The organism is Actinokineospora globicatena, from assembly GCF_024171945.1.
GTDB lineage: Bacteria > Actinomycetota > Actinomycetes > Mycobacteriales > Pseudonocardiaceae > Actinokineospora > Actinokineospora globicatena.
Map to the genome: position 1 here is coordinate 1,194,441 of NZ_JAMTCR010000003.1, position 26,056 is coordinate 1,220,496.

24 protein-coding genes are annotated in these 26,056 nt (G+C 71.5%); 7 read left to right on the forward strand and 17 right to left on the reverse strand.

Annotated features, from left to right (window positions below; translation table 11 throughout):
- Positions 1-18: 18 nt before the first annotated feature.
- From LV79_RS18620 to LV79_RS18690, 15 genes are all read right to left on the reverse strand, one after another.
- Entirely contained in the window at positions 19-1,077 is a 1,059-nt protein-coding gene (locus LV79_RS18620) for an FAD-dependent monooxygenase (protein ID WP_253838418.1), read from the reverse strand.
- The gene (locus tag LV79_RS18625; RefSeq protein ID WP_253838419.1) at positions 1,074-2,297 is read right to left on the reverse strand and encodes a glycosyltransferase; all 1,224 of its coding nucleotides are present in this window, start codon (positions 2,295-2,297) and stop codon (positions 1,074-1,076) included. The genes LV79_RS18620 and LV79_RS18625 overlap by 4 nt, the downstream gene beginning before the upstream one ends.
- Positions 2,294-3,148 (reverse strand): alpha/beta hydrolase, encoded by an 855-nt coding sequence (locus LV79_RS18630; protein ID WP_253838420.1) that lies wholly within the window; start codon positions 3,146-3,148, stop codon positions 2,294-2,296. Before LV79_RS18630 ends, LV79_RS18625 begins: the two co-directional genes overlap by 4 nt.
- On the reverse strand, positions 3,141-4,220 hold the full coding sequence (locus tag LV79_RS18635) for a methyltransferase (RefSeq protein ID WP_285469955.1): 1,080 nt from the start codon (positions 4,218-4,220) through the stop codon (positions 3,141-3,143). The genes LV79_RS18630 and LV79_RS18635 overlap by 8 nt, the downstream gene beginning before the upstream one ends.
- A complete protein-coding gene (locus tag LV79_RS18640) occupies positions 4,217-5,518 on the reverse strand; it encodes a class I SAM-dependent methyltransferase (RefSeq protein ID WP_253838423.1) in 1,302 nt (433 codons plus the stop codon). The genes LV79_RS18635 and LV79_RS18640 overlap by 4 nt, the downstream gene beginning before the upstream one ends.
- Positions 5,519-5,564: 46 nt before the next feature.
- The gene (rffA, locus tag LV79_RS18645) at positions 5,565-6,716 is read right to left on the reverse strand and encodes a dTDP-4-amino-4,6-dideoxygalactose transaminase (protein ID WP_253838425.1); all 1,152 of its coding nucleotides are present in this window, start codon (positions 6,714-6,716) and stop codon (positions 5,565-5,567) included.
- Positions 6,713-7,453, reverse strand: a complete 741-nt coding sequence (locus LV79_RS18650; protein WP_253838427.1) for a methyltransferase — start codon at positions 7,451-7,453, stop codon at positions 6,713-6,715. The genes rffA and LV79_RS18650 overlap by 4 nt, the downstream gene beginning before the upstream one ends.
- Before the next feature lie 70 nt (positions 7,454-7,523).
- Positions 7,524-8,309, reverse strand: a complete 786-nt coding sequence (locus tag LV79_RS18655; protein ID WP_253838429.1) for a tryptophan 2,3-dioxygenase — start codon at positions 8,307-8,309, stop codon at positions 7,524-7,526.
- An 18-nt stretch (positions 8,310-8,327) separates the two neighbouring features.
- Complete coding sequence (locus LV79_RS18660; protein ID WP_253838430.1) at positions 8,328-9,485, reverse strand: aminotransferase class V-fold PLP-dependent enzyme; 1,158 nt, start codon at positions 9,483-9,485, stop codon at positions 8,328-8,330.
- 99 nt (positions 9,486-9,584) lie between these two features.
- Entirely contained in the window at positions 9,585-11,402 is a 1,818-nt protein-coding gene (locus LV79_RS18665; protein WP_253838431.1) for a gamma-glutamyltransferase family protein, read from the reverse strand.
- Positions 11,399-12,187, reverse strand: coding sequence for a phenazine biosynthesis protein PhzF (locus LV79_RS18670; protein ID WP_253838433.1), 789 nt, complete (start codon positions 12,185-12,187; stop codon positions 11,399-11,401). Before LV79_RS18670 ends, LV79_RS18665 begins: the two co-directional genes overlap by 4 nt.
- Positions 12,174-13,088, reverse strand: a complete 915-nt coding sequence (locus tag LV79_RS18675) for an LLM class flavin-dependent oxidoreductase (protein WP_253838435.1) — start codon at positions 13,086-13,088, stop codon at positions 12,174-12,176. The genes LV79_RS18670 and LV79_RS18675 overlap by 14 nt, the downstream gene beginning before the upstream one ends.
- Complete coding sequence (locus LV79_RS18680) at positions 13,085-13,975, reverse strand: 3-methyl-L-tyrosine peroxygenase-related protein (protein WP_253838437.1); 891 nt, start codon at positions 13,973-13,975, stop codon at positions 13,085-13,087. Before LV79_RS18680 ends, LV79_RS18675 begins: the two co-directional genes overlap by 4 nt.
- Positions 13,972-14,442 carry a VOC family protein gene (locus LV79_RS18685; protein WP_253838439.1) on the reverse strand — a complete coding sequence of 157 codons (471 nt, stop codon included), beginning with the start codon at positions 14,440-14,442 and terminating at the stop codon, positions 13,972-13,974. Before LV79_RS18685 ends, LV79_RS18680 begins: the two co-directional genes overlap by 4 nt.
- 184 nt (positions 14,443-14,626) lie before the next feature.
- On the reverse strand, positions 14,627-16,081 hold the full coding sequence (locus LV79_RS18690) for an FAD-binding protein (protein ID WP_253838441.1): 1,455 nt from the start codon (positions 16,079-16,081) through the stop codon (positions 14,627-14,629).
- 155 nt (positions 16,082-16,236) lie between these two features.
- Here LV79_RS18690 and mmuM point away from each other — a divergent pair, with 155 nt between their 5' ends.
- From mmuM to LV79_RS34565, 3 genes are all read left to right on the forward strand, one after another.
- Positions 16,237-17,160 (forward strand): homocysteine S-methyltransferase, encoded by a 924-nt coding sequence (mmuM, locus tag LV79_RS18695; RefSeq protein WP_285469954.1) that lies wholly within the window; start codon positions 16,237-16,239, stop codon positions 17,158-17,160.
- A 412-nt stretch (positions 17,161-17,572) separates the two neighbouring features.
- Positions 17,573-18,355: an endonuclease/exonuclease/phosphatase family protein gene (locus tag LV79_RS18700; RefSeq protein WP_285470238.1), complete on the forward strand. Its 783-nt coding sequence runs from the start codon at positions 17,573-17,575 to the stop codon at positions 18,353-18,355.
- A 7-nt stretch (positions 18,356-18,362) separates the two neighbouring features.
- Positions 18,363-18,887 (forward strand): RICIN domain-containing protein, encoded by a 525-nt coding sequence (locus tag LV79_RS34565; RefSeq protein WP_253838443.1) that lies wholly within the window; start codon positions 18,363-18,365, stop codon positions 18,885-18,887.
- A gap of 35 nt (positions 18,888-18,922) precedes the next feature.
- On the opposite strand, the gene LV79_RS18710 is transcribed toward LV79_RS34565, so the two are convergent.
- Positions 18,923-19,453 (reverse strand): hypothetical protein, encoded by a 531-nt coding sequence (locus tag LV79_RS18710; protein WP_253838445.1) that lies wholly within the window; start codon positions 19,451-19,453, stop codon positions 18,923-18,925.
- A 117-nt stretch (positions 19,454-19,570) separates the two neighbouring features.
- Positions 19,571-19,990, reverse strand: coding sequence for a winged helix-turn-helix transcriptional regulator (locus LV79_RS18715; RefSeq protein ID WP_253838446.1), 420 nt, complete (start codon positions 19,988-19,990; stop codon positions 19,571-19,573).
- A gap of 76 nt (positions 19,991-20,066) precedes the next feature.
- Here LV79_RS18715 and LV79_RS18720 point away from each other — a divergent pair, with 76 nt between their 5' ends.
- From LV79_RS18720 to LV79_RS18735, 4 genes are all read left to right on the forward strand, one after another.
- Complete coding sequence (locus LV79_RS18720) at positions 20,067-20,903, forward strand: SDR family NAD(P)-dependent oxidoreductase (protein ID WP_253838447.1); 837 nt, start codon at positions 20,067-20,069, stop codon at positions 20,901-20,903.
- A gap of 100 nt (positions 20,904-21,003) precedes the next feature.
- Positions 21,004-24,033, forward strand: a complete 3,030-nt coding sequence (locus LV79_RS18725; RefSeq protein ID WP_253838448.1) for an AfsR/SARP family transcriptional regulator — start codon at positions 21,004-21,006, stop codon at positions 24,031-24,033.
- Between the two features lie 188 nt (positions 24,034-24,221).
- Complete coding sequence (locus LV79_RS18730; protein ID WP_253838451.1) at positions 24,222-24,986, forward strand: hypothetical protein; 765 nt, start codon at positions 24,222-24,224, stop codon at positions 24,984-24,986.
- 88 nt (positions 24,987-25,074) lie between these two features.
- The gene (locus tag LV79_RS18735) at positions 25,075-25,818 is read left to right on the forward strand and encodes a hypothetical protein (protein WP_253838452.1); all 744 of its coding nucleotides are present in this window, start codon (positions 25,075-25,077) and stop codon (positions 25,816-25,818) included.
- The last annotated feature ends 238 nt before the right edge of the window (positions 25,819-26,056 follow it).

Here is a 26,056-nt window from a genome sequence, read left to right on the forward strand (position 1 = left end):
CCTCGTGCGGCTGGGCGGCTACGGCTCGTGGTCACGCAGCAGTCGACCGCCCCGCGTCAGCAGGCTAGCGGCGAACCGGCTCAGGGGTCGGTCGAGCTCGTCCACCGCCTGGGTGAACCACGCGGCGCTGGCCCGGCCGAGGTCTTGGGCCGATTCCACCGCGGGCCGCCGGGTGTCCTCGTAAACGCGCAGCGCCGCGGCCAGCGTGTTCGCGCCCGCTGTGTTCGCCCCAACTGTGTTCGCCCCCGCCAAGGCGTCCACCAACGCCTCCGCGTCGGCGAAGGCGAGATAGGTGCCGTGGCCGATCGAGTAGTGCGTGGTGTGCGCGGCATCACCGACCAGGACGATGTTGCCCAACGACCACGGCCGCACGACCCGCTCGCGGAACGTGCGCCACTGGTAGGTGTCGTCCCCGGTCCCAGTGCTGACCCGCAGACCGAACAGCGCCCGGATGTCCTCCGGGTCGATCGCGCGCGGCCCCTCCAGCAGGAACGTGCTGGCGGAACTGGCGAACGGGTAGGCGTGGGCCATGAACACCCCGCCCGCCACCGGCCGGGTCAGGAACGTCAACCCGTCGACGGCGCGGTCGAGTCCGAGCCACGCGTACCGCGGTCCGACCTGGCTCAGCGACACGTCGAACCCGGCCTGGTCGGCCAGCGATCCCGCGCCGTCCGCGCACACCACCAGGTCGTAGGAGGTGGCCAGGGCGTGCAGCCGGGGCGCCACGCGCTCGCGCACGATCACCCCGGCCGACACGCATTCCTGCCACAGCAACCGGTTCAGCGTCGCGCGCGCGATGGCGGCGAGGTCCGGGGTGGCGGAGGTGGTCCACGAGTCACCGTCACGTTCGACGGTTGTGGTCTCCCAGCGCACCACGTGCTCGGCGAACTCGTCGGCCAAGTGCGGCGCGGCACGGCGCAGCAACGCGTCGGCCTCGGGAGGCAGGATCACGCCGAACCCGGCGTTCTCCTCGCGGTCGCGTTCCCACACCACCACCTCCCGCGCCACACCGCGCCGGATGAGCAGCAGCGCGGTCATCAGCCCGGCGGGACCGCCACCGACGACCGCGGCTCTCATCGCCGCCCCCCGACGGGCTCGACCCCGTTCACTGCCTGCCTGCTTGCCGAGTGCTCGGCGACGATCGCACTCACCCGGGTCGCGACCTCCCGCACCGACGGCATGTCGTGGATCTCGCGCCGCACCGCCAACGCCGCCGCGCGCTGCTCCGGTGAGGTGAGCGCGGCGACCACGGCCTTGGCGAGTTCGTCGGTGTCGAGCGCGCCGAGGTCGAGCATGGTGCCCGCGCCGGAGGCCGGGAGCCACCGCGCGTTGCCGACGCTGACCGTGCCGGGCATCGGGATGCCCACCTGGGTCAGGCCGGAGTCGAACGCGGTCAGCACCGTCCCGGAGCCCGCGTGGTGCACGATCGTGTCGGAGTGGTCCAGGGTGAACTTCAGCGGCAGCCACCTCTCCAGCCGCACCCACGACGGCAGCGGGTCGGGCAGCAGGTCGAGCTGGGCGCTCCCGGCCAGGATCACCGCCTCGCACGGGGTGCCGTCGAGTGCCTCGAGGATCTGCCGGTAGGTCGCGCCCCGGCGGGACTGGGCCTCGGCGGACCCGCAGGTCAGCACGATCCTGGGCACCTCGCGCTCGCCGAGCAGCCAGCGCGGCACGTCGGCGGCGCCGTTGAACGACCCGTACCGCATGGTCAGCCGGTGCGCCGGGACGCCGTTGGTCCACGGCAGCTCGGCGAAGTTCGGCAGCGACGGCGGCAGCACGTCGATCTCGATCCCGGCCTCGGGCACCCGGTCGGGCAGGTCCGGGCGCGAGGCCAGGATGTGCGCGAGCGCGGGCTCGAAGGTCGGCAGCGGCGAGCCGTAGCCGTGCAGGATCCCGACGGCGCCGAGCTGGTGGGCGGCGACGAGCGCGGCGGAGTGGATGCCGGGGTAGACGACGGCGTCGGCGCCCCAGGCCCGGCCGATCTCGAGCAGGTCGTCGAGCATGCGCAGGCCGACCTCGCCGAAGTACTCGCCGTGCAGCGTCAGCGAGTCCTCGTCGACCGGGCCGTGACCCGCGTTGCCGGACTCGATGATGTCGAGCAGCCGGTCATACGGCGCCCGCGCGTCGCGGGACCCACCGGCGTCGACCGTGGTCAACCCGGCGCGCCTGGCCGCGTCCGCCGCGGCGCCGCTGGTCGCGACCAGCACGTCGTGGCCGTCGAGCACCAGTTGCTGGGCCAGCGGCACCAGCGGCAGCAGGTGCGACAGGACCGGCATGGACGTGATCAGGTACCTCATGGTGCGGTGCTCACCGTTCCTTCCCGTGTCTGAGTACCCCGGTGGCGGGCGGTCACCCGGCCGAACGGGGTCGCCGGGTCGGCCAGGTCCAGCGGGAGGTCGAAGTGGTCGCGGTCGGGCACGATCCGCGCGGTCACCGCGACGCCGAGCGCCCCGAGGTGCGCCGCGTAGGCCGCGTGCTGGCGCAGGTAGCTGCCGGTCTCGTGCTGGCCGACGGCGAGCAGGACGGCGTCGCAGCGCGGCGCGGGCATCAGCACCGGGCTGTGCGCCTCGGCCTGCTCGGCGGTGAGGCCGACGGCGTCGTTGACGTACGTGCGCGGGATCTCGGCCAGGTCGTAGAGGCCGCTGACCAGGCACGCCGTGCGCACCCGGGGGGTGGCCGGGCGGGTGAGCGCGGCGGCGAGCAGGTGCGCGCCCGCGCTGCTGCCCGCCACGTGCACCTCGTCCGGGTCGATGCCGTACTCCGGACCGGTCTCGACCAGCCAGGCCAGGGCCCGCGCGACGGAGTCGACCATCTCGGGCACCGTGCGCGCCGGGGCCAGCCCGTAGCCGATCGCGACGTAGGCCAGCCCCTGCGCCACGGCGTCCTCGGCGGCGAAGCAGGCGTCGTCGATGCCGGACTCCTGCCAGTGCCCGCCGTGCACGAACGCCAACACGGGGGCACCCGCGCCGGCGGCGGGGAACACGTGGCACCTCTCCCCCGCTTCGGCGCCGTAAGGCACCGACTCGTGCACAGCGAGCCGTGCCCGCGCCGCGTCCCCCCGGGACCGGTAGCGCCGCAACGTCCCTGCGGCGTCACGGGCCACCGAGCTCGGGGAGTACTCGCGGTCGAGCAGGCTCTGCTCAGGCATCGCGCTTGCGCCCCTCCAGGACCCCGTGCGGCGTCCAGCCGTTGTTGGTCACCCGGGTGATGTCGACGAACCCGGCACCGGCGAACCACTCCTCGTGCTCGCGCCACTCGTAGATGGTCGAGTCCTCCGACGGCAGCGTCGCGAAGTAGACGTTGTCCAGCGCGGTGTAGAGCGGGCCGCGCCCGTCGTCGTCGGCGAAGGCGTTGAACACCGCGACCCGGCCACCCGGCGGCAGCGCGTCGTGCGCCCGCTTGAGCAGCGCCTGGTTCTGCTCCGGCGACCAGATGACGAACTGGTGGGCGAAGAGCACCATGTCGTACCCGTCGGGCATCGGGCCGCCGAACATGTCGCCCACCACCACGTCGACCCGGTCGGCGAGCCCGGCGGCGGCGATGTTGTCCCTGGCCACCTCCACGGCGCCCTCCAGGTCGAACACGGTGATCCGCAGGTGCGGGTGGGCGTTGGCCAGCGCGATCGCGTTGACCGCGTCACCGCCGCCCACGTCGAGCAGCCGCCCGACGCCGCTGTAGTCGACCTGGCGCAGCAGCACCGGGTTGGACAGCTCCGACCACGAGTTCATGCCGCGGAAGAACAGGTTCTCCAGCTCCGGGGTCTGCTCCAGCCGGGTGTACATGTCCGCGCCGGTGCCCGGCAGGTGCCGGATGCCCTCGTTCTTGCCGGTGCGCAACGACTCCGCGTACTCCTTGGCAGGCAGGTAGGACAGCCGCTGCTGGAAGTCGATGATGTTGCGGATCAGCGGCCAGGTGCCGTCCTCCAGCGCCTCCCGCAGCGGCCCGGCCGGGGCGTACCCGTCGGGGCCGCGGTCGGTGAGCCCGAGCGCGGTGGTGCCCAGCAGCAGCTTGCGCGCCGACTTCACCGGCAGCCGCAGCCCGTCGGCGACCTGCTCGCAGCTCGAGGGCCCGTTGAGGGTCAGGTACTCGAACAGCTGCAGCTCGGCGGCCGCGCGCAGCTGCTGGAAGGCGGAGAAGCCGAACAGCACCGGCACGAGCGGGCCTAAGTCGGTCTGCTGGGTGTCGCGCTGACCGGGTTGCTGGATGGTCTGCTGGGTCACGAGCGCGCCCCCGTCGACACGGTGCGACCGGCCGCCGCCGCGAGCTCTTCGGCCCCCACCAGCCGCGGTTCCGGGATGGGGACGAAGAACCGGCCACCGCGCTCGAGGAAGTCGGCCTCCTTGGCCAGGATCTCGTCGCGGTAGTTCCAGGCGAGCAGCACGTACACGTCGGGCTCGCGCTCGGCGGCTTCCTCCGGCGAGACGACCGGGATGCCGAGGCCGGGGATGAGCGTGCCCTGCTTCTCCGGGGTGGTGTCGCTGCAGAAGTCCAGCGAGCCCGGCGGGACCTGGCTGGTGGTCAGCAGCGTGACCCCCTTGGCGGAGGCGCCGTACCCGGCCAGGCGCAGGCCCTCGCCGCGCAGGTCGAGCAGGCTGGCGCGCAGCGACGCCCGCAGGGTGTCGACGATGTCGGCGAAGCCGTCGTAGGCGTCGTCGCGGTAGAGGCCCGCGTCGGCCTCGGCCTTGATCCGGGCGTCGACGGTGTCGGGGTTGGTGCGGTGCCGCGAGTCGTCGTGCGCCACGGTGACCACGATGGACCCGCCGTGCACGTCGAACCCGGCCACGTCGACCACCCGCATGCCGAACTCCTGGAACAGCCGCTGCAGCGTGCCGACCAGGAAGTACGACAGGTGCTCGTGGTAGACGGTGTCGAAGGCGCGGCGGTTGATCAGCTCGACCAGGTACGGGACCTCCAGCGCGAAGAACCCGTCCGGCGCCAGCAGTTCCCGCACGCCTGCGACCAGGTCGTGCAGGTCGTCGATGTGCGCGATGACGTGCCTGGCCATGATCAGGTCGGCCTGGCCGCGGTCGGCGCGCACGCTCTTGGCGACCTCCTCGGTGAAGAAGTCGGTGCGGGTGTCGACGCCCCGGTCGCGGGCCTGCGCGGTGATGTTCTGCGCCGGGTCGATGCCCAGCACCTGGCAGCCGTGCGGCTGGAACTTCGCCAGCTGGTCGCCGTTGTTGCTGCCGATCTCCACGACCAGCGAGTCGGCGCCGAGGTCGAGCGCGCCGCGGTAGTGCTTGGCCAGGCCCTCCATGTGCCGGTGGATCAACCGGGACGGGGAGCTGACGTAGAAGTAGTGGTCGTAGAGGTCGTGCTCGTCGACCACGTGGGTCAGCGACATCAGCCTGCACTCGCGGCAGGACATCAGGGCCAGCGGGAAGATCTCCTCCGGGACCGACTCGTCGGTGACGAACGAGTTCGCCAGCGGGACCCGGCCCAGCTCGAGGAACGTGTGCCAGTCATCGGCACCGCAGACCCGGCAGGATCGGACCGGCGTCACACGGGTGTGCTGCATCGTCTCTCCATTCCGTTCAGCGGTCAGTTCGGTGGTGCGGGCGCGCTCAGGGCCGGAAGTCGGTGATCGCCTCGATCACCCGCCGCTGGTAGTCAGCGGCCATGCCCACGTGCATCGGCAGGCGGATCAGCCTGCGCGGCAACGCTTCCGCGACAGCGCACCCACCCGGCCCCCGGCGGCCGAAACGGCGACCGGCAGGCGTGTCGTGCAGGGCGAGGTAGTGGATGGTCGCGGTCAAACCCCGTCGCGCCAAGTGGTCCAGCAGCGCGTCCTTCGCGTCCTCTGTGGGCAGGACCAGGTAGTACAGGTGCGCGGAGTGGTTGGTGTGCGCCGGGATGTACGGGGTCGCCACGCCGTTGTCGCGCGCCCACCCCGGCAGCGTTGCGTCGTAGGTGTTCCACCAGTGGCCCCGGCGGGCCTGGACCTCGTCGAAGGTCTCCAGCTGGGCGGCCAGCAGCGCGGCCAGCAACTCGTTGAGCATGGAGCTCGACCCGAGGCCGACCCACTGGTACTCCTTGACCAACCCCTGGAAGTAGTGGTGCCGGTCGGTGCCGCGGTCCTGGATGATCCTCGCCCGGTCGACGTCGGCCGGGTCGTTGACCAGCAGCGCGCCGCCCTTGGCGCAGTGCACGTTCTTGGTGGCGTGGAAGCTCAGCGCGGCGAACCGGCCGAAGCTCCCGGTCGGTCGGCCCCGGTAGGTGCTGCCGAAGGCCTGCGCCGAGTCCTCCACCACGGCCAGCCCGTGCTCGCGGGCCACGGTCATGATCGGGTCCATCTCGCACGGCACGCCCGCGTAGTGCAGCACCACGATCGCCTTGGTGCGGTCGGTGACCGCGGCGGCGATGTGGTCGGCGCGGACGTTGAGCGTGTCCGGGTGGCTGTCGACGAACACCAACTTGGCGCCCCGCAAGGCGAACGCGCACGCGGTCGGGGCGTAGGAGAACGCCGGGACGATCACCTCGTCGCCGGGCTCGATGTCCAGCGCGATCGCCGCCATCTCCAGGGCGTGCGTGCACGACGGCGTCAGCAGCGCCTCCGTCGCCCCGGTCACCCGGCGCACGACCGCGGCCGCCTGCTTGGTGTACGGGCCGTTGCCGTCGAGCTTGCCGTTCTCCAGGGCGTCGCGGACGTACTCCCACTGGCGCGGGGCCACGTGCGGCTCGGTGAACGGCGGCCGCTCGGTCAGCAGCTCGCTCATCGGACCAGCTCCACGAGGGAGAGGTCGATGACGATCTCACCCCGCTCGTCGGCGGCGCGCTGGAACACCTCGGCGGTGCCCATCTCGTGCTGCGGCACCGAGAAGCTCTCCGAGCGGAACGGCCGCATCTCCAAACCGTTGCGCTTGGCGATCGCTGCGACCTCGTCCGCGTCGCCCATCGCGGAGCTGAACCCCAGGAACGCGCGGCCGCCCTCGGTCAGGCGCTGGGGCAGTTCGGTGAGGAACCGCTCGTGCAGCCGGTAGCCGGGGTCGAAGAAGTGGTCGGCGAAGTAGTCGCCGTCGGCGCGCTCGGTGTCGCCGTCGATGAACGGCGAGTTCCAGAAGACGAGGTCGAACCGCGCGTCCGGGCCCAGGTTGGCGAACAGGTCGCTCTCCACGCACTCCACCCGGTCGCCGACCCCGTGGCGCTCGGCGTTGAGCTTGGTGCTGGCCACGGCGTGCGGGTTGATGTCGACGGCCACCACTTCCCGGCAGCCCGCCAGGGCACCGGTCACGGCGGCGACCCCGCAGCCGCAGCCCATCTCCAGCATGCTGGCCGCGCCCGCGTAGGGCAGCCAGTCGGCGAACAGCCCGGTCGAGGTGTTGTACTCACTGCCCACCACGCCCGCCAGCTGGTGCCATTCCCTGCCCTGCAACGTGAACACCTGGTCCTGGTCGCACAGGCGCCGCGCGTCCTGGAGGGCTCCTGTCGCCATTTCCCTGCCGAGTTCCCTCATTCGTCCCTCCCGTTCGGTCGGTGTCTGACTGGGTCCGCGTCCCGCTCGGTGTCTGGCTCGAGTGTTCTGTTCAGAGCCGGGTGCGGAACGTCCACAGCTCCGGGAAGAACCGGTGCTCGTTGATCGCCCGCAGCCACGGCGCCCCGTCACTGCCCCCGGTCCCGCCCTTGCCGCCGAGCATCCGCTCGACCACCAGCAGGTGCGTGGACCGCCAGTGGGAGAACTGGTAGGCGACCTCCAGCAGTGCCTCGGCGAGGCGGTGCGCCTCGTGGTGCTTGCCGGTGTCGCGGTACACCTCCAACCAGACACTTTCCACGCCCGCGCTCAGTTCATGCTGCTGCGCCGGACTTTTCTCGAGGCAATCCTGGGGAATCGCGTAGCCCTGCCGTGCCAGGTGCGCCAGGACGGCGTCGTAGAGCGAGGGCTTGGCCAGTTCCGCGCGCAGCAGCGGGTGACCGTCCTCATAGGTCGCCTCCACCTTGTCGCGGGGGCGGTTGCCCATCACGAACTCCAGGGTTCGGTAGGCGAAGGACTGCACACCGGAGGCGTCGTTGAGCACGTGCCGGAACGCCACGAACTCGTCGGCCGACATCCCGTTCATCGACTCCCAGCACGCGACCAGGACCCGCTGGGTGCGCACGGCGCGGGAGAGCGCGAGGCAGGTGTCGGCGACGTCGTCGCGGTCGAGGGCGGCGCGGGCGGTGTCCAGGTCGTCGGTGACGGCGCGGAACAGCAGTTCCTTGACGTGGCTGATCAGGATGAAGTTCAGCTCGCCGCGCGCGTCGCTGCGCGGGTTCTGCAGCTCGTGCAGCTCGTCCATGCGGGCGTAGGCGACGTATTCCGGCGCCTGGGTCATCGTGGTACCTCCACGGCGTCAGTTCGGCGGGGCGAGCACGCTGTGGATCGCCTCGGTGGCGGTTCGCACGTGCTCGGGGGTGACGTAGAGCGGCGCGAACGCCACGCGGATCAGGTCGGGGGGCCGGGCGTCGACGAGCACGTCCCGTTCCGCCAGGCCGTGTTCCACCGCGTCGGCGTCGGATACGCGCAGCGCCAAGTGGCCACCGCGCTGGTCGGGATCGCGCGGCGAGACGACTTCGATGTCCGGGCGCAGGCCCGCGAGGAACGCCTCGCCCAGCTCCTTGGTCCGCCGGTGCAGCTCGTCGATTCCCACCGCCACAAGGGGTTCCAGGGCGTGGTCGAGCGCGACGAGGCTCAGCAGCGGCGGCGTGCCGTTGCGCCCCCGGTCGATCCCGGCGGCGGGGACGAAGTCCGGGGTCATGGCGAACGGGTCGGCGTGCCCGTGCCACCCGGCGAGCGGGAAGTCCACTTCGGACTGCCAGCGCGCGGCGACGTAGAGGAACGCGGGCGCGCCGGGGCCGCCGCCGAGGTACTTGTAGCCGCAGCCGATCGCCAGGTCGACGTCGTTGGTGTCCAGGTTGGTGGGCAGGACACCCGCGGCGTGGCACAGGTCCCACACCGCCAGCGCGCCGACGGCGTGGCACAGCGCGGTGGTCGTGCCGATGTCGCGGCGGCGCCCTGTGCGGAAGTCGACCGGCGCGGCCAGCGCGACCCCGACCCGGTCGCCGTGCTCGCCCAGGTACGTGTCGAAACCGTCCCTGGACTCGACGACCAGCTCACGGCCGAGCAGCCGCGCCACGGAGGCCGCGATGTAGAGGTCGGTCGGGAACGCCTCGGCCTCGATGAGCAGCACCGGGCGCTCACGCAGCCTGCACGCGGCCACCAAGGCGTTGAACAACGTGGTGGAGGTCGTGTCGCCCGCGATGACCACCTGGCCCTCGGCGGCGCCCAGCAGCGGTGCCAGCTTGTCGCCGACGGTGCGGGGCAGGTCGAGCCAGCCGTCGCGGAACCACGCCCGCACCTGGCCCGGTGTCCACTGGTCGGTCACGACGGCGGCGAGCCGGTCGGTGAGGTCCACCCGCGGCGGCCCCAGGGAATTGCCGTTGAGGTGGACGAGACCACCGGTGGCGAATCCACCGGCCCATTCCGAAATCGGATCCCCGAGCGCGGACATGGCAACCTCCTTCCGATATCTCGGCTTACGTCGACGGTATCCGGAAAACGTTCTCCGACACCATCAGGCGACTGTCAGATCGTCGTCAAGAACGCGTGGTCAGCGTACGATCGCGTAAGCCTGGCCACCATTCGGACTGGCGGCCGCGCGGCACGACTCATCCGCGCCGACAGCGGCGAAGCACACCTTGCCCAGCGTTTGGTCCGGCACGACCTTGACCGTGTGCCCGCGCGTCTCCAGCGCCGAGATGACATCGCGGCCGATGCCGGATTCGACGGTGACGACCCCGGGGGCGACCCGCCTCGGCGCGAACGAGGTCGGCACGTGGTCGCTGTGGAACGCGGCCGCCTCCACGGCTTCCTGCAGTCCCAGGCCGAACGTGGTGTGCGCGAGGAACGCCTGGAGCGTCCACTGGTCCTGCTGGTCACCGCCGGGGGTGCCGAAGGCGAGTTCGCCCCGGCCGCCGCGCTCGACGATCGTCGGGCTCAACGTGGTGCGCGGTCGCTTGCCGCCCACCAGCGCGTTCGGGTGACCGGCGTCCAACCAGGCCATCTGACCGCGCGTGCCCAGCGGGAAACCGAGGCCGGGCAGCACGGGTGAACTCTTGAGCCAGCCACCACTCGGGGTGGCGGCGACCAGGTTGCCCTTGTCGTCGGACGCTGTGGCGCAGCAGGTGTCGCCGCTGGTCTGGGTCGCGAGGAGGGCCACCGGCACGGTCACCGGGATGCCCTCGCGCAGCTGGACGAGCCACGGCGGGTCGGTCGGCTCCAGCTCCCCCAGCGGCAGGTCCGGCAGGCGCGGCTGACGGCCCGCGACCGTTCCGGGACGCAGCTCCAGGGACGCCTTGTCGCTGATCAGCGCGGCGCGGGCGCGGTTGTAGTCGGGGTCGAGCAGCCACGGGGTGAGGTCGTCGGTGAAGCGGGGGTCCCCGTACCAGGCCTCGCGGTCGGCGAAGGCCAGCTTGGTCACCTCGGTCATCCGGTGCACGTAGTCCGCGCTGAGGAACTCGGTGCCGCCGATGTCGCGCAGCAGCGCGAGTTGCTGGAGGAACACCGGGCCCTGGGTCCACGGGCCCGCCTTGTGCACCACGCGGTCGCCGTAGGTCAGCGAGAGCGTGGCCTCCTCCTCGGCGGTCCAGGTGGCGAGGTCGTTGCCGGTCAGCAGGCCCGCGTGGGCGTCACCGGTGGCGTCGAGGACGGCGTTGTCGGTGACGTAGTCGTCGATGATCTCGGCGACGAACCCCTGGTAGAAGGCGTCGGAGGCAGCCTGGATGACGCCTTCCCTGGTCTGCCCCTTGGCCTCGCCTTCGGCCAGCAGGCGCCGGTAGGTGCCCGCGAGGTACGGGTTGCGCCAGCGCTGCCCCGCGCGTGGGGCTTGGCCGTTGGCGAGGAACACCCGCCCGGACTCCGGCCAGTGCTCGGCGAACACCGGCTGGACGGCGGCGATCATCTCGGCCGCCTTGGGCAGCAGCGGCACCCCGGTCTCGGCGTAGTGGATGGCCGGTTCGAGGACCGTGCGCAGCGGGAGCGTGCCGTGCTCGGCCAGCAGGCGCATCCAGGCACCGAAGGCGCCGGGGACGGTGGCCGCGAGCAGGCCGCTGCCGGGGATCGTCTCGAGGCCCAGCTTGTGGAAGGCGTCGATGGAGGCGGTGACGGGCATGGGTCCCTGGCCGCAGATGGCCTTGGTGGCACCGGACGCGCCGTCGTGGAACACGATGCTCACGTCACCGCCGAGGCCGTTGAGGTGCGGCTCGACGACCTGCAGCACCAGCCCGGTGGCGACGGCGGCGTCGAACGCGGTGCCGCCGTGGTCGTACATCGAGGCGCCCGCCGCGCTCGCCAGCCAGTGCGTCGACGAGGCCGCGCCCCGACTCCCCCACAGCTCCGGTCGCGTCGTAGTGCCTGGTCGCGCGGTCATGCCTGCTCCTCTCCGGCCACCCAGACCCTGCCGATCACGTTCACGTTCGCCGTGCCGTCGTCGACCGCGGACACGCAGGTGAACACGGACTCGGTGCCGTTCTTGGTCACCTGGCGGACCGTCACCGGATGCCCCCGCTTCTCGGGGTCCAGGGTGATCGCCACGACCCCGAGCGCGGCGGCGACGGGCAGGCACCCGGCGTCCTCGGGGATGCCGAACCCGGGCGCGAACACCCTCGCCAGCACTTCGCCACGCTCGTGGTCCCAGTGGAACAGCGTCAGGTCGGTCAGGTCGGTCAACTCGGGGACGGGCAGCATCCGTGGATCTTGGTCGGCCTGGACGAACGTGAACGCTCGCCCCACTCCCGCCGCGATTGCCTTGCCCTGGTGGGGTACGTCGATCTCCTCGTACAGCGCGGGGCCGTCGAAGGGGACGCGGACTTGGCGGCCGTCGGTCCACAGCCACTGGCAGCCGGACTCGGTGATCCGCCCTACGGCGCCGGGGTCGAGTCGCCCCTCGCTGACCAGGCACGCGGCAACTCCGGCCAGGGAGTGCGTGGCGAACGGGGTCTCGCCTTGGGCGTTGAACACGCGGGAGGCGAAGGTCCGCTCAGCGCGCGTGCACAGACTGACCAGCGCGATCTCGTCGGCGCTCGACTCCTTCGCGCGCACGGCGGCGGCTTGGTCGTCCGTGGAGAACATCACCTCCAGCCCGCTGCCCTTGCCCGCCTCGACCCCGAACATGTCCACGGCGGTCGCCAGAGCCGGACTCTCAGTCGCTCGCATGGCCACCTCCCAAGTGCTTCTCGGCGAAGTCGATGACGACCTGTTCGTCGCCTTGGTAGGGCTGGTCCGGGCGTGGCCAGTGGACGACGAGGTCGGTGAACCCGGCGGCTGACAGTTCCGCGACGGCGTCCTCGTAGGCGGTCAGCGAGGTCGTCACGCCGCCCACTGCCGCGTCGGCCAGGAGGAGTCGGCGCAGGGTCGCTGGGTCTCGGCCCGCGCGTTCGCAGGCGGCGTTGACGGCGGCCTGCTGGCGTTTGAGTACCGGCAGGACCTCGCGCAGGGGCTTGGGGGTGAAGTCGTTCGGGGGGCCCGAGGTGACCCAGTAGCGGCCGAATCGCGCGGCCAGGTCCATGCCTCGCGGGCCTGCGGCGGCGACGGCGAACGGCAGGCGCTCGCCCTGACCGGCGCGGGGGTGGAGGGTGGCCTTGGCGGCCGTGTACCACCGCGAGGCTTCGTCCACGTCGCCGACCACGAGCAGCCGGTCCAGCAGGTCGACGAACGAGGTGAACCGGTCGGCGCGTTCGCGTGGGTCCAACTCGGGCTGCCCGAGCAAGGTCGCGTCGTGGCCGGGGGCGCCCGCGCCGAGGCCGCAGATCAGCCGTCCGCGGGCGATGTCGTCGACGGTGGCCAGGTCCTTGGCGAGGGCCACCGGGTGGCGGAAGTTCGGGGTGGCCACGAGCAGGCCGAGGCCGATCGTGTCGGTGGCCGCGGCGGCGGCGGTGAGCGTCGGGATGGAGCCGTACCAGCGGCGGTCGGCGAACCAGCGCCACATCAGGTGGTCGTAGGTCCAGGCGTGGTGGAAGCCGAGGTGGTCGGCGGCGCGCCAGCGGTGCTCGGCGACCGTCCACTCGTGCTCCGGCAACACCACCACCCCGAAGCGCATGCCGTCGCGCCCGGTCACGACCGCGCTCCCGCGTAGCGCGTCCCCTGCACGAGACGGGCGGCCCGGCGCAACGTCGCGGGGACCTCGGCGACCAGCGGCCGCAACCCGGGGTCCGGCCGACCGGTCAGCACCGGGTGGTGGCGGCCGTCGACCTCCGGGTACAGGCCGTGGTGGGCGAGGTCGGCGGCCAGTTCCACGACCCGCTCGTCGAGCTGGGCGGCCAGCTCGGCGTGGCTGACCGGGCGCCGGATGGTCAGGAAGAAGTTGTCGTACAGGTCTTCCTTGTCCCGCGACACGCCCTGCTTCACGGTCCCGGCGGACTTCTGCAGCAGCGACCGGCCGTCGGGCACGAGGTGGTCGGCGATGTGGTCGTGGGTGTGCCGGTTGCGCGCGACGGCCGCGTCGAGCTCCCGGCACGACGGGTCGTCCTGCCAGGCGAACCGGCCGCGGAACAGCAGCCGGATCGGCTTGTAGTCCGGGGCCCACGCGCCGCTGAACGACGGGTGCTGCAATGCCATCCGGGTCCGGATGTGCGCGTGGTAGTGGTCGCGCGGGACGGTCGCGGAGTACAGGAGCATCGCGCTGTAGCCGTCGACGCACGCGGCGAGCAGGTCGAGTTCGCGCTCGGAGGGCAGGTCGTCGCCGCGGTGGACCACGACGTCGGCCATCGCCCGCCACAGCGCGAAGGAGATCTGGTGCCCGGCGAGCCAGCGGTACCAGAACAGCCTGCGGGCCTCCACCGGCCGGGTGCCGAACAGCGTGTAGTCGGGTAAGTCGTCCAGGTCCGCGCCCGGGCCGGTGTCCGCGTGCTCCGCGTAGTCCCCGCCGATCGCCGGGAGGAACAGCAGCCTGGGCTGCAGCGCGGGGTCGGTGGAGACCGGGGGACGCGGCCTGCCGTGCGTCACGAGTCCGCCTCGGCGAAGTGGATGAACTCGAACTCCAGGCCGTTGGGGTCCAGCACGTAGAGGCTGCTCATGCCCGAGGAGTCGACGACGATGTCGGACGGCGGTTCCTCGCGCTGCCACTTGAGCGTGGTCACGTCCTTGGCCCGCAGCCACCGCTCCCGCAGCACGACCAGGTCCTGCTTGTCGTCGACGACGATGCCGACGTGCTGGAACTGGTAGTCGCGCGGCCCGGGGCCCTGCCCGCTGTGGTCGGCGCGGTCGAACACGTGCAGCCGGACGTCGCCCGCGCGCAGCTCGACCAGTTTCCGGATACCGGGCAACCGGTCGTGGGTGAGCCCGGAGAACGCGTCGAGCTCCCATTCCACGGTGGTGCCGAGGAATTCCCGGTACCAGGCCGTGGTGGCCTCGACGTCATCGGTCTGGATGGCGATGTGGTTGACTGTGAGCGCGATGTCGGGTCGGTTCACCGTTTCCCCTTCGGTCGCGAACGCCTCGTTCTCCCGAGAAGAGCCCTGCTCTCTCGAGGAAGGCCCTGTTCTCTCGAGAAAGGCCCAGTTCTCAAGAAGGACCATGGTCGGCCGGAATCGCCGGGTGCGGCAATCACAGGAGCATCAAAAGGCGGGCAAATCCCTATCCACAGCCGGGCGGTCCCTATCCGAAGATGGCGGGCCCGGGGGTGAGGATGCCGCTCGGGTCGTAGCGCCGCTTCGCCGCGTGGAACGCCTGCCACCGGTCGCCGTACTGGGTCCGCCAGTCCTGGGCGGTGAACGGCACCGAGCCGATCGGGTACAGCGTGGCGCCGTGGGCGTCGCGGGCGCGGGCGAACAGGCGCGCGTTGCGGGCCAGCATCTCCTCGACGAACGCCGGGTCCGGGCCCGCCTGCTCGGCGACGGTGTTGATGTCGAGCACGAACGCCCACCGGGTGCCGTCCGGCTTGGGCAGGCGCGGGAACGGCCTGGTGGTGAGGGCGCGGCGCTGCGGGTAGATCAAGCTCGCGCCGTAGGGGCCGATGTCGCGCTTGGTCAGTGTGGGGACGACCTCGGCGAGGTAGTTCTCGATGGTCGAGCCGGGCAACCAGATGTCGTACCAGGGCTTGATGAACCGGTCCCAGCCGATCGTCTCGCGCAGCTCGTCGATCGCGTTGTCGATGGTGAAGACGTAGTCGAGGTAGCCCGCGTCGGTGATCTGCGGGGCGGCGGACAGGCCCTGGGTGATGGCGGCGTTGTCGGGCTGGGCGCCGTCGAAGAACGCGGTGGCGTAGAGCTTGTAGGTGGCGTTGGTGCCGGGCGGGAACAGCTCGGCGTAGACGTGGTCGACGCCCGGGCGGTCGATGAGGGTGCGCAGGTCCCGGCAGAACGCGGCGGTGTCGCCGTACTCGAGGGCGTAGGTGCGCGCGTTCTCCTTGGCGGGGACGAGGTCCAGCGTGGCCTTGGTGATGACCCCGCACTGGCCGAGCCCGCCCAGCACCGCGTCGAACAGGTCGCGCTGGTGGGTGCGGGAGCAGCGCTCGATGTCGCCGGTGCCGGTGACGACCTCCAGCTCGCGCACGTGGTCGACCTGGAGACCGGAGTTGAGGCCACCCACGAGGCCACCGATCCCGCCCACGGAAAGGGTTCCACCGATGGACAGTCCTGTGTAGGCGGTCAGCGTGGGCGGGGTGGTCTTGTGCGCGAAGGCGGCTTTGGTGAGGTCCATCCACTTGAGACCGGAGTCGACGACCGCCGTGCGCGGGGTCAGCGAGTGCACCGTGTTGAGGTGCTTGTTCTCGATCAGCAACCCTGCCGACAGGCCTTGTCCGTGCGTGGTGTGTCCCTGTCCCCGGGTGGAGACGCTCAGCTTGCGCTCCCGGCAGAACCGGACCATGGTCGCGATGTCCTTCGCCGACCCGGGCCGCAACACCGCGTGCGGCTTGTGCCGCACGATGTTCCCCAGATCCGTGGCCACCGCCTCCCGCGCGGCGTCGTCGACGACGAGTTCACCGTCCAGCGGCGGGACGCGGTCCAGCACACCAGCGGGTTCCCCGGTGGCCCACGCGCGACGTGACGGGTCGAACCCCACCACCACCGCCGAGGCCGCCGTCCCCAAGAACCCGCGCCTGCCTAACATCCTGCCTCCCTCACTCGCCACCATCCCCGGTGGCGCTCGGACCCGCTGCTCTCTCCTTGGTGACCTACCCGACCCCGCCGCGACCGAACCCGGACGAAACTCAGGTCTGTGTGAAGTTCTCTTCAAAGACTCCTCAACCACCGCTTCATCCGGACGTGGCTACCCTCGGCGGGGTGGACTTCCCGGACTCCCCCACGGTGCTCGACGGCGGACTGGCCAGCGAGCTGCGGGCGTGGGGCCACGACATGTCGGACCACCTGTGGTCGGCCCGGTTGCTGCTCGACGAGCCCGCGGCGCTGACCGCGGCCCACACGGCGTTCTTCGAGGCCGGGGCGACGATCGTGACCACAGCGACCTACCAGGCGTCGTTCGAAGGGTTCGCCGCGCGGGGTCTCGCCCGCGATGACGCGGAACGGTTGCTGCGCCTGGGGGTCGAGGTGGCGGTGACCGCGCGCGCCGGGTTCACCGACGGCGTGGACCGGTGGGTGGCGGCGTCGGTCGGCCCGTACGGCGCGGCGTTGGCGGACGGCTCGGAGTACCGGGGGCGGTACGGGCTCAGCGTGGCGGACCTGGTCGACTGGCACCTGCCCCGGCTGCGGGTGCTGGCGGGCGCGCGCCCGGACATCCTGGCGTGCGAGACGGTCCCGGACGCGGTGGAGGCCGAGGCCCTCGGGGTGGCACTGGCGGAGGTGGACGTCCCCGCGTGGATCACCTACACCGTGGAGGGCGACCGGACCCGCGCAGGCCAGCCGCTGGACGAGGCCTTCGCCGTGGCCGCGGCAAGCCCGTCGGTGACGGCGGTGGGGGTCAACTGCAGCGCCCCCGACGACATCGGCCCGGCCATCGCGACAGCCCGATCGGTGACGGACAAGCCGATCGTGGTGTACCCGAACAGCGGCGAGTCGTGGACGGGCACGTGGAGCGGACCGTCCCGCTTCTCGGTCGACCTGGCCGCGGAGTGGGTGGCAGCGGGCGCACGGGTCGTGGGCGGCTGCTGCCGGGTAACGCGCTCCGACATCGCCGCCCTCGCCCGAGCGCTATCCCCGGAGGGTCCCCCCCATCACCGGCGGGCTACGTAGGTCCACGTCACGCCTTCCCGACCCAGCCGCGGTTCGCTGACGATCTCGCGCTCCGCCACGACCTCGACACATCCAGGTAGTTCCCCACGGCGGGATCCCCGCCATGTCATCCGGACTCGGCACGGGCATCCGCCCTCATCTCGATCGAACGGTCATGGCGTCAAGGGCGCGTGTCGACCTTTTAGACCCCAACCGGGTGAGAAAGCGTGACTTTCGGATGTCGTTTGGCAGGCGGGGAGGTTGATGTGCGGGGACGGTGGGAGGTTCGGCGGCGGTGGTGTGTGCGGAGTCGGGGAGGTTCGCTTTGGGACGCAGGGTTCTTGCGGTCGTGGCGGCTGTCGTGGTGACGGTGGGCGGGGTGGGGCCCGCGGGGGCGGTGGGGGTTACGGATTACTCGTTCGCGTCGTGGAATATGCAGGGGGCCAACAACTTGGGGGTGAGCAAGTGGGACGATCGGCCTGAGTTGATGTTGGGGGTGGTGCAGTTGGCGAAGTCGTACAGCGTTGTGGCGTTGCAGGAGGCCGGGTCGGTCACCGACATCGACCGGGGGGCGGTGGCGTTCCCGCCGAGGTGGGCGTGTCAGCACCACGTGAAAGCGTTGCGGCGGGCCAGGAAGTGCATCTGGTTGATCGACGATGGTGGCGCCACCTACCCGCGCACGGTCTACTTCGTGGAGTCCGAGGACCGCCAGGTCGACACCGGCAACCAGAACCGCAAGGACAACCTGGCGTTAGTGGTGAAGCACTCGGCGGTGGACGTGGTGAGCTGGGACTACCTGCCGCCGGTGCGGTCGGACGAGTTCCACGACGGTGATCGCGGGTTGCTGCAGTTGACGTTGGCGGACGGCACGACCATCCACACTGGACACGCGGATGCGAGCCCGCCCGGTGCCAACGCGGCCGCGCTGGTGGCCAAGGTCAGGGCGGCGAACCCGGGCGGACCCTGGGTGCTGCTCGGCGACTTCAACGTCGAGCCCAAGTACCTGCGGCCGGTGCTCGGCGCGACCGAGCGGGTGGCGGCGACAACGACGAGCACCATGGCGGGCGGGGGCCCTGTCTACGACTACCTGGTCTGGTCGGACCAGCGCACGGCGAACCGGTTCACGGCGAAGATCATCCCGAACCGGGTCGTCGGCGGCACCACCATCCGCTACCGGTCCGACCACCGCCCCGTCCAGTTCACCCACGAGAACTGAGGTACCTGTGCGACACCGGATCGCCGCCCTGCTCGCCCTGGTCCTGGCAACGACGGCCACCCCAGCGCACGCCGACGCCACCCTCTACCGCTACGGCCCATACAGCACTCGGTGGACCCCGCAGGTCGGCGCCGCGCTGTGCCTGACGTTCGCGGTGGACCAGACCGAAGGGCTGGCCGTGACCGAGGTGTGCGCCGACGACAAGACCCGGCAGGAGTGGCTGTTCACGCAGGACAACGACGGCCGGGGCTTCGTCGTGCAGAACGTGCGGACCGAGCAGTGCCTGCGGACCAGAGCCGACACCGAACGCGTCGTGCAGGCCAGGTGCGACCGCGCGGCGCGGGACCAGTACTGGACGGTCGCGACCCGGGACGCCGGGAAGACCACCAGCCTCTGCGCCGCGGACGGCCGGTGCCTGACCGCGCTGGACGTGGTGACACCGCAGGGTTACCGGCAGGTCGCCCTGCGGGCCACCACTCCCGCGCTCCAGAGCCGCCAGGCCTGGACACTGGCCGCCACGAGCCTCGGCTGACAGCCCGCCGCCCAGGTCCCGACGGTGGCTGAGGACTAGTTGCCGACCTTGACCGCGCGGTAGGTCACCGGGGCGAAGGTCTCGGGCACGACGACCACGCGCGGGTCGTAGTCACCGGTGACGATGACCGGCCAGCCGTTGAGAGCGGAGTTGATCGAGACGTCGATGGCGTCGTTCTTGGTGCCGGTGGCGTCGTTCTTGGTGCGGTTGGTGTGGATGGTCCACCGCTGGGTGCGGGCGTCGCCGATGGTCGCGAGGAACGGGGCGACCCGGACCGGGGCACCCGGCACGGCCTGGGGCAGCACCCAGCCACGGCCGTCGCCGCGCTGGATCAGGTACGCGGGCCCGCCCTCGCTGACGCCGGTGTACACGAGCCGCCATCTGGTGGCGTCCCGCCGGGAACCGAGACCGATACCGCCGCGCCGCTCCACCAGCGCCGAGTCACCGCTGAGCAGCACCCAGGTGCCGGTGAGCCGGTCCCGCCCTGGCCTGGCCTCCGCGGCGGCCGGACTGGCCACCCCCGTCACCAGCACCACCGCGAGCACGGCCGTCATCCACTTGCGCATCACAGGACCTCCAGATCGGGCGCCGCCCCCAACGGCCGCGCTTCGACCCGGCATTCACCACTTCACCACCGCGCACGCCTCCCCGGCCCGGCCATCACCCGAACGAGACCGCCGCAATCACCCCTGAGCGCGACGCGCCGCCTGGATCGCGGGTCCGTGCACGGCGGACCAGTCGGCGAGCGCCGACAGCGGCACGAGCAGCGACTGCCCCAGCTCGGTCAGCGCGTACTCCACGGTGGCGGGCACGGTCGGGAACACCGTGCGGCTGACCAGGCCGTCGTGTTCGAGCGCGCGCAGCGTCCGGGTCAGCATGCGCTGGCTGATGTCCTCGACGGCCCGCTGCAGCTCCGAGAAGCGGCGCGGGGCGCGGCCGAGCAGGACCAGCACCAAGACGCTCCACTTGTCGCCGACGCGGCGGAGCACGTCGGTCGTCGGGCAGGCGGCGCGGTCGGCCCCGGTCACCGGGAGCGCGAGGTCGGCGGCGAGCACGGTGGGCACAGCGGCGGGCGCGGGCACAGCGGTGTGCGGAACGGACATGAATGTGCCTCCTTCCCCCGCCACGGTATCGGTGATGACCTTGCCGGGTCTTTCTCAGCGAGCACGGGAGCGGACCATGGGCAAGGTCATCGTGATCTCCGGGGGCACCGACGGGATCGGGCGGGCGATCGCCGTCGCCAGGGTCAGGGCGGGTGACAGCGTCGTGGTGATCGGCAGCAGTGTGGCGAAGGGCGAGGCGGTGGCCAGGGCGGTCGGGGCGCCGGATCGGGTTCGGTTCATCGCCGCCGATCTGCGGTCCGTCTCCGAGAACGAACGCGTGGTCGCCGACATCGAGCGGCACCACGACCGGGTGGACGCGCTCGTGCTGTGCGCCAACCGGCAGTTCCCGGACCGGGTGCTGACCGCCGACGGGCTGGAGTCGACCTTCGCCCTGTACTACCTCAGCCGGTACCTGCTCGGCCACGGCCTCCGGGCGCGGTTGGCGGCCGCGCCAGCGCCGGTGATCATCAACGTCGCCGCGCCGGGGATCTCGGCGGGCTCGGTGCGCTTCGATGACCTGCGGCTGGAGCGCCGCTACGGCCCCCTGCGGGCGCAGCTGCAGGGCGGGCGGGCCAACGACCTGCTCGGGGTCGCGTTCGCCGAGGAGCGCAGCAGCCCCGCGCGGTACGTTCTGTACCACCCGGGGTTCACCGCCACCCCTGGCGGCACGGCGAGCATGCGGCAGCCGCTGCGGGGGATCGTCAGCGTGCTCCGCGCGATCGCCGCGAAACCGGTCGTCGACGTGCTCCCGCCCATCAACGACGCGATCGACCACCCGCCCGCCGCGGCGCTCACGGCGAACGACCGGGGCAGGCTCGTCGACCTGTCCCGTCCGGCGTTCGACCTGGTCAACGCGAGCAGACTATCTGCGGTCACCCGTGAGCTGGTCGGGAGCAGCCCGCTGTTGCCTTGACCGGTTCGGTTGGTGGGACGACTTGTCCGCCCGGGCTGGTCGGCGAGAATGCGGGGAGAGTGATCAACGCTGGGGGTCGGGGATGGCCGGGAACGGCGAAGTGCGCGTTTTGGGACCTGTCGAGGTCCTGGTCGACGGGGCCGTGGTCGCGGTCGGGTCGGCGAAGCTGCGGACACTGCTGGCGGCGTTGGCGGTCAGGGCGCACGAATCGGTGTCGACGGACGAGCTGGTCGGGTGGCTGTGGGGTGATGACGCGCCCGAGAACCCGCGGCACACCGTCCAGATCTACGTGATGCGCCTGCGGCGGCTGCTGGGCAAGGCGGTGATCCAGACCACCGGTGACGGGTACCGGCTGGTGGCCGCGGTCGACATAGTCACCTTCGAGCGGGTGCTCGACCAGGCGAGAGCAGCGCGGCCCGAGGACGAGGCGGACCTGCTGCGCGACGCGGAGGCGTTGTGGCGCGGCGAGCCGCTGGCGGACGTCGACATCGCGGACCTGCGGGACCGCGTCGTGCCGAGGCTGTGGGAGTTGCGACTCGCGGCGGCGGAGCGGCGGGTCGAGTTGGACCTGGTGGCGGGGCGGCACGAGGTCATCGGGGAGCTCCGGGCGTTGACCGCCGCGCATCCGCTCAGGGAGCGGCTGTGGGCGCTGCTGGTGCGCGCGTTGCTGGCGGCGGGCCGGGAAAGCGAGGCGATGGCGGCCTACCACCAGGTGCGGGACGTCCTCGCGGACCAGTTGGGGGTCGACCCGGGCGCCGAGCTGCGGCACCTGTTCCAGGGCATGCTGGCCGATCCGGACGAGCCCGCACCGGCGCCGGTGTCACGGGTGCGATTGCCGCCGGATTTGCCCGACTTCGTGGGACGCGACGACCTCGTCGAGCGGGTCGAGCGGTTGCTGACGCCCCGGGGCACCGCGATGCCGATCGTGACCGTCGTCGGTCCGCCGGGGGTGGGCAAGACGGCGTTGGCGGTGCACGTGGCGCACCGGTTGCACGACCGGTTCCCCGACGGGCGGCTGCTGCTCAACCTGCACGGCTACTCCACCCGACCGTCCACAACAGCCGAACAGGCGCTGGCACACCTGCTCAGAACCCTCGGCGTGGCACCGGAACGGGTCCCGCTGGAGGTCGACGCACAGTCGGACCTGCTGCGAGCCCTGCTGGCGGACAAGCGAACCCTGCTCGTGCTGGACAACGCCTCGGGTGCCGACCAGGTCCGGGCGCTGCTGCCGTCCGGATCCGGGTGCGCGGTGCTGATCACCAGTCGCGACGAGATGCGCGGACTGGCGGTGACGCACGGCGCGCGCAAGGTGTCGGTCGGCGTGCTCGACGACACCGGGGCCCGGCAGTTGCTGACCGAGATGCTCGGCGCGGCGGTGGAAGCCGAACCGGACGCGGTGACGGAGCTGATCGAGGCGTGCGGCGCTCTCCCGCTCGCCCTGCGGATCGCGGCCGCCAACGTCGAGGACAGCATCGATCGCTATGTGCGGGAACTGTTGCGGCAGGACCGATTGCGGGCGCTCACCGTCACAGGGGACATCGCGGTGAGCGCCGCGTTCGACCTCTCCTACGCCGCGCTCTCCCCCGACGCGCGGCGGCTATTCCGCCGCTGCGGTGTGGCGCGGGCACCGGAGATCACCGCCGAGACCGCGGCCGTCATCGCCGGGATCGACGAGCAGGACGCGATGGCCCTGCTCCGCGTCCTGGCGACCAGCCACCTCATCGAGCAGACCCATCCCGGCCGGTTCCAGCTCCACGACCTGCTGCGCCTCTACGCCGTGCAGCGCGCCGGGACCGAGGACTCCGACGCCGACCGCGAGGACGTGATGTCCCGGCTGCTCGCCTGGTACGTCGGTGTGGCCAACCACGCCGCGGACGTGCTCTACCCCGAGATGAACCGGTTGGCCGCTCCCCGCGTGCGGCGGCCGTTCGCCGACAACGGGTCCGTGCTGTCCTGGTTGGACAGTGAGCGGATCAACCTCGCCTCGGTCGTCTGCCACGCGGCCGACAACGGCCCGTACCAGCCGGCGTGGCTGCTTGCCGACGCGCTGCGCGGCTACTTCTGGATCCAGTCGGACAACACCGCGTGGCGCTCGTCGGCCCTGGCCGGGCTGCGCGCGGCGACGGTGTCCGGTGACGACGAGGCGATGGCCGCGATGCGGCTGAGCCTGGGCACCATGTACTCCAGCTTCGGCGACTACCGCGGCGCCATCGAGCACTACGACCAGGCGCTGCTGATCGCCAAGCGCACCGGGTCGGCCCTGCTGGAATCCGCCGTGCTCAACAACTTCGCCTGTACCTGGCAGGACCAGGGCGCGCTCGACCGGGCCGTCGACTGCTACGAGCGCGCGCTGGCGTTGCAGCGGGAGGCGGGTACCGAGGCGCGGGTGGTGACGATGATGGTCAACCTCGGGTCGGCGTACTGGGAGCTGGGTCGGATCAGCGCGGCGCGGGATCTGTTCGAGCAGGCGCGGGAAGCACTGCGCGGCACCCGGTCGCGGCAGGCGGAGGTGGAGGTCCTCGACAGCCTGGCGCGGGTCTACCTGGACCAGGGCGACACGGGGCTGGCGATCGAACGCGCGACCGAGGCGCTGCGGCTGTCAGAGTCGACCGGGCAACCCAGGCAGATCGCGGAGGCGCACAACACCTTGGGCGCGGCGACGTTGCGGACAGGGTCACCGGATCGCGCGGTCGAGCACCACACCCACGCGTTGCGCACGGCCCGCGATGTGGGGTTCCAGCGGGCGCAGGTAAGCGCCTTGGTCGGGCTGGTCGACGCCCACCGCGTGGCCGGGCAACTGAAAGGGGCACTGGCTTACGGCCGAGAAGCGTTGGCGCTCACCGACCGGGTGGGGTTCCGGGGGCGCGAGGGACGGGTCCTGCTCGCCCTGGCCCGTACGTTCCGCGACCTCGGCGACAACGCCGTGGCCACCGACCACGTCCGTCGCGCGCTCGAGGTCCACCGCGACACCGGCCACCGCCTCGGCGAGGCCCGCGCGCTGCGGCTGCTCGGCGACGTGCTGGCGGTGGACGACCCGGGCGCGGCCGAGAAGCACTGGCGGGAGGCGCTGGAACTGTTCACGGACATGGGGGTGGCGGAGGCGGTCGAGTTGGCGCGGGCACTGGGCTGAGCCGGTACCGGGTGCGTGCTAGCGCGGCGATGTCGAGCCGATGGCGGCCCCGGCTACCTTCGGAGTCGCGTGGAAGGCACGCGCGGTTCTGGGGGATGTACCGGGGTTCACGACGGCGGCTGCCCCAGCCGACTCTGTCGTCCACCGCCCCTGTCGTGCCGTCGGGTGGACAACACAAGGGAGACACCGTGAGATTGCGCATGGCGCTCGTCGCCCTGCTCACCATGCTCGCGACGCTGAGCTTCGTCGGCTCCGCGACCGCGACACCGGCACCTCGGCCGGAGTCGTTCTCGCCCGCGACCACCGGCACCGGCAGCTTCTTCGCCATCAACGGGGCGAACCAGCTGGTCAAGTGGACCAGGAACGCCACCACCTACACCTCGCAGCTGATCGGACCGGGCTGGGGCGACAGCAGGCTGATCGCAGGCTTGGGCACCTCGCAGTTGATCCAGATCCGCTACGACGGCACGCTGTGGGACTGGAAGTACAACGTCACCGCGGGCCAGTGGTACGGCTACTACGTCAGCGCCGACTGGGACAACATCGCCCAGCTCGGCGGGCTCGGCTACAACCGGTTCCTGGTCAAGACCACGGCCGGTGTGCTCAGGGAGTACGTCTCGGCGCAGGACGACCACGTCTACTCGCTCGCCGTGTGGACCGGGGCGTCGTACGGCAACCAGACCCTGGTCACCGGTCTGAGCGCGTCGAGCTTCTTCGGGATCGACAAGGACACCGGCATCGCGAACCACTACGCCTGGAGCGGCGGTGTGGCGACCGGCACCTACGTCGGGACCGGGTGGGGCAACGTGTCCAAGATCGCGGGTATCGACGCGACCCGCTTCGTGACGGTGCGCAGCACCGACAACAAGCTCGTCGAGTGGAACAACTCGGCGGGCACCTGGACCAGTGTCGTGTTCGGCCCCGGCTGGGACGACGCCAAGCTGATCGGCTGATGTCACGCGACTGGTGACCGTCCTGTGTGGAGTGCCCCGGCAGCCCTGTGCTGCCGGGGCGCTCGCGAGAACCCTTGGAGGAGAACCTGTGAGATTACTGACCGCACTGCTGACCTTGGTCGCCGCGCTGGGCCTGCTCGGCCCGGGAACGGCGGCGTCGGCGCACCCCGCGCCCACGTACTCCGTCGGTAACAGCGCGACCAGCTTCTACGTGGTCCGCACGAACGGCGAACTGGTGCGGTGGGACAAGTTCACCGGCAGCTACCAACCGCACCTGATCGGCCCGGGGTGGGGCGACACCCGGCTGATCGCGGGCCTGAGCACCTCGCAACTGGTCCAGGTCCGCACCGACGGCACCCTGTGGGACTGGAAGATCGACCCGGCCGACGGCGTGTGGAAGGGCTACCTGGTCGGCGGCGGCTGGGGCACCGTCCGGCAGATCACCGGCCTCGCCCCCAACCTGTTCCAGGCCCTCACCGACGGTGGCCAACGCCAGGAGTGGTACTCCCCGTCGGGCAACCACAACTACTACAACAGCGCGCAGACCTCCGGCTGGGACAAGTACAGCCTGGTCGCGGGCTTGAGCACGGTGTACTTCATCGAGATCAACTCCGGCGGCACCGCCAAGCAGCACGGCTACACCGGCCCGGGCTGGACCGCCACCACCATCGGCGGCGGCTGGGGCAACGTCCGCCTGATCACCGGCGCCAACAACGACCGCTTCCTCGTCGTCCGCACCGACGGCGTCCTGGTCGAGTGGAACCGCTCCGGCACCTCCTGGGCCGCCACCCCCATCGGCGGCGGCTGGACCGACGCCGCCCTCCTGGGCTGATCCTGTCCCTTGGCGGCGGGTGCCCCGGTAGGGCACCCGCCGCCATCCCCACGATTTGACCATCCACGCCACTCGACCGAGCACCCGCACTGCCACCCAGGACTGGCCGAATCCCCCGGGACTCCCCCGACCAGCTCCCAGCGCCGCACTGCTGCCCAATCCCCGCCGAAGTCCCCGCAAGCCCTGCGCCACGACTTCGCGGCCCCACCGAACGACCGCCCGAGCCCCTCGACAGGAC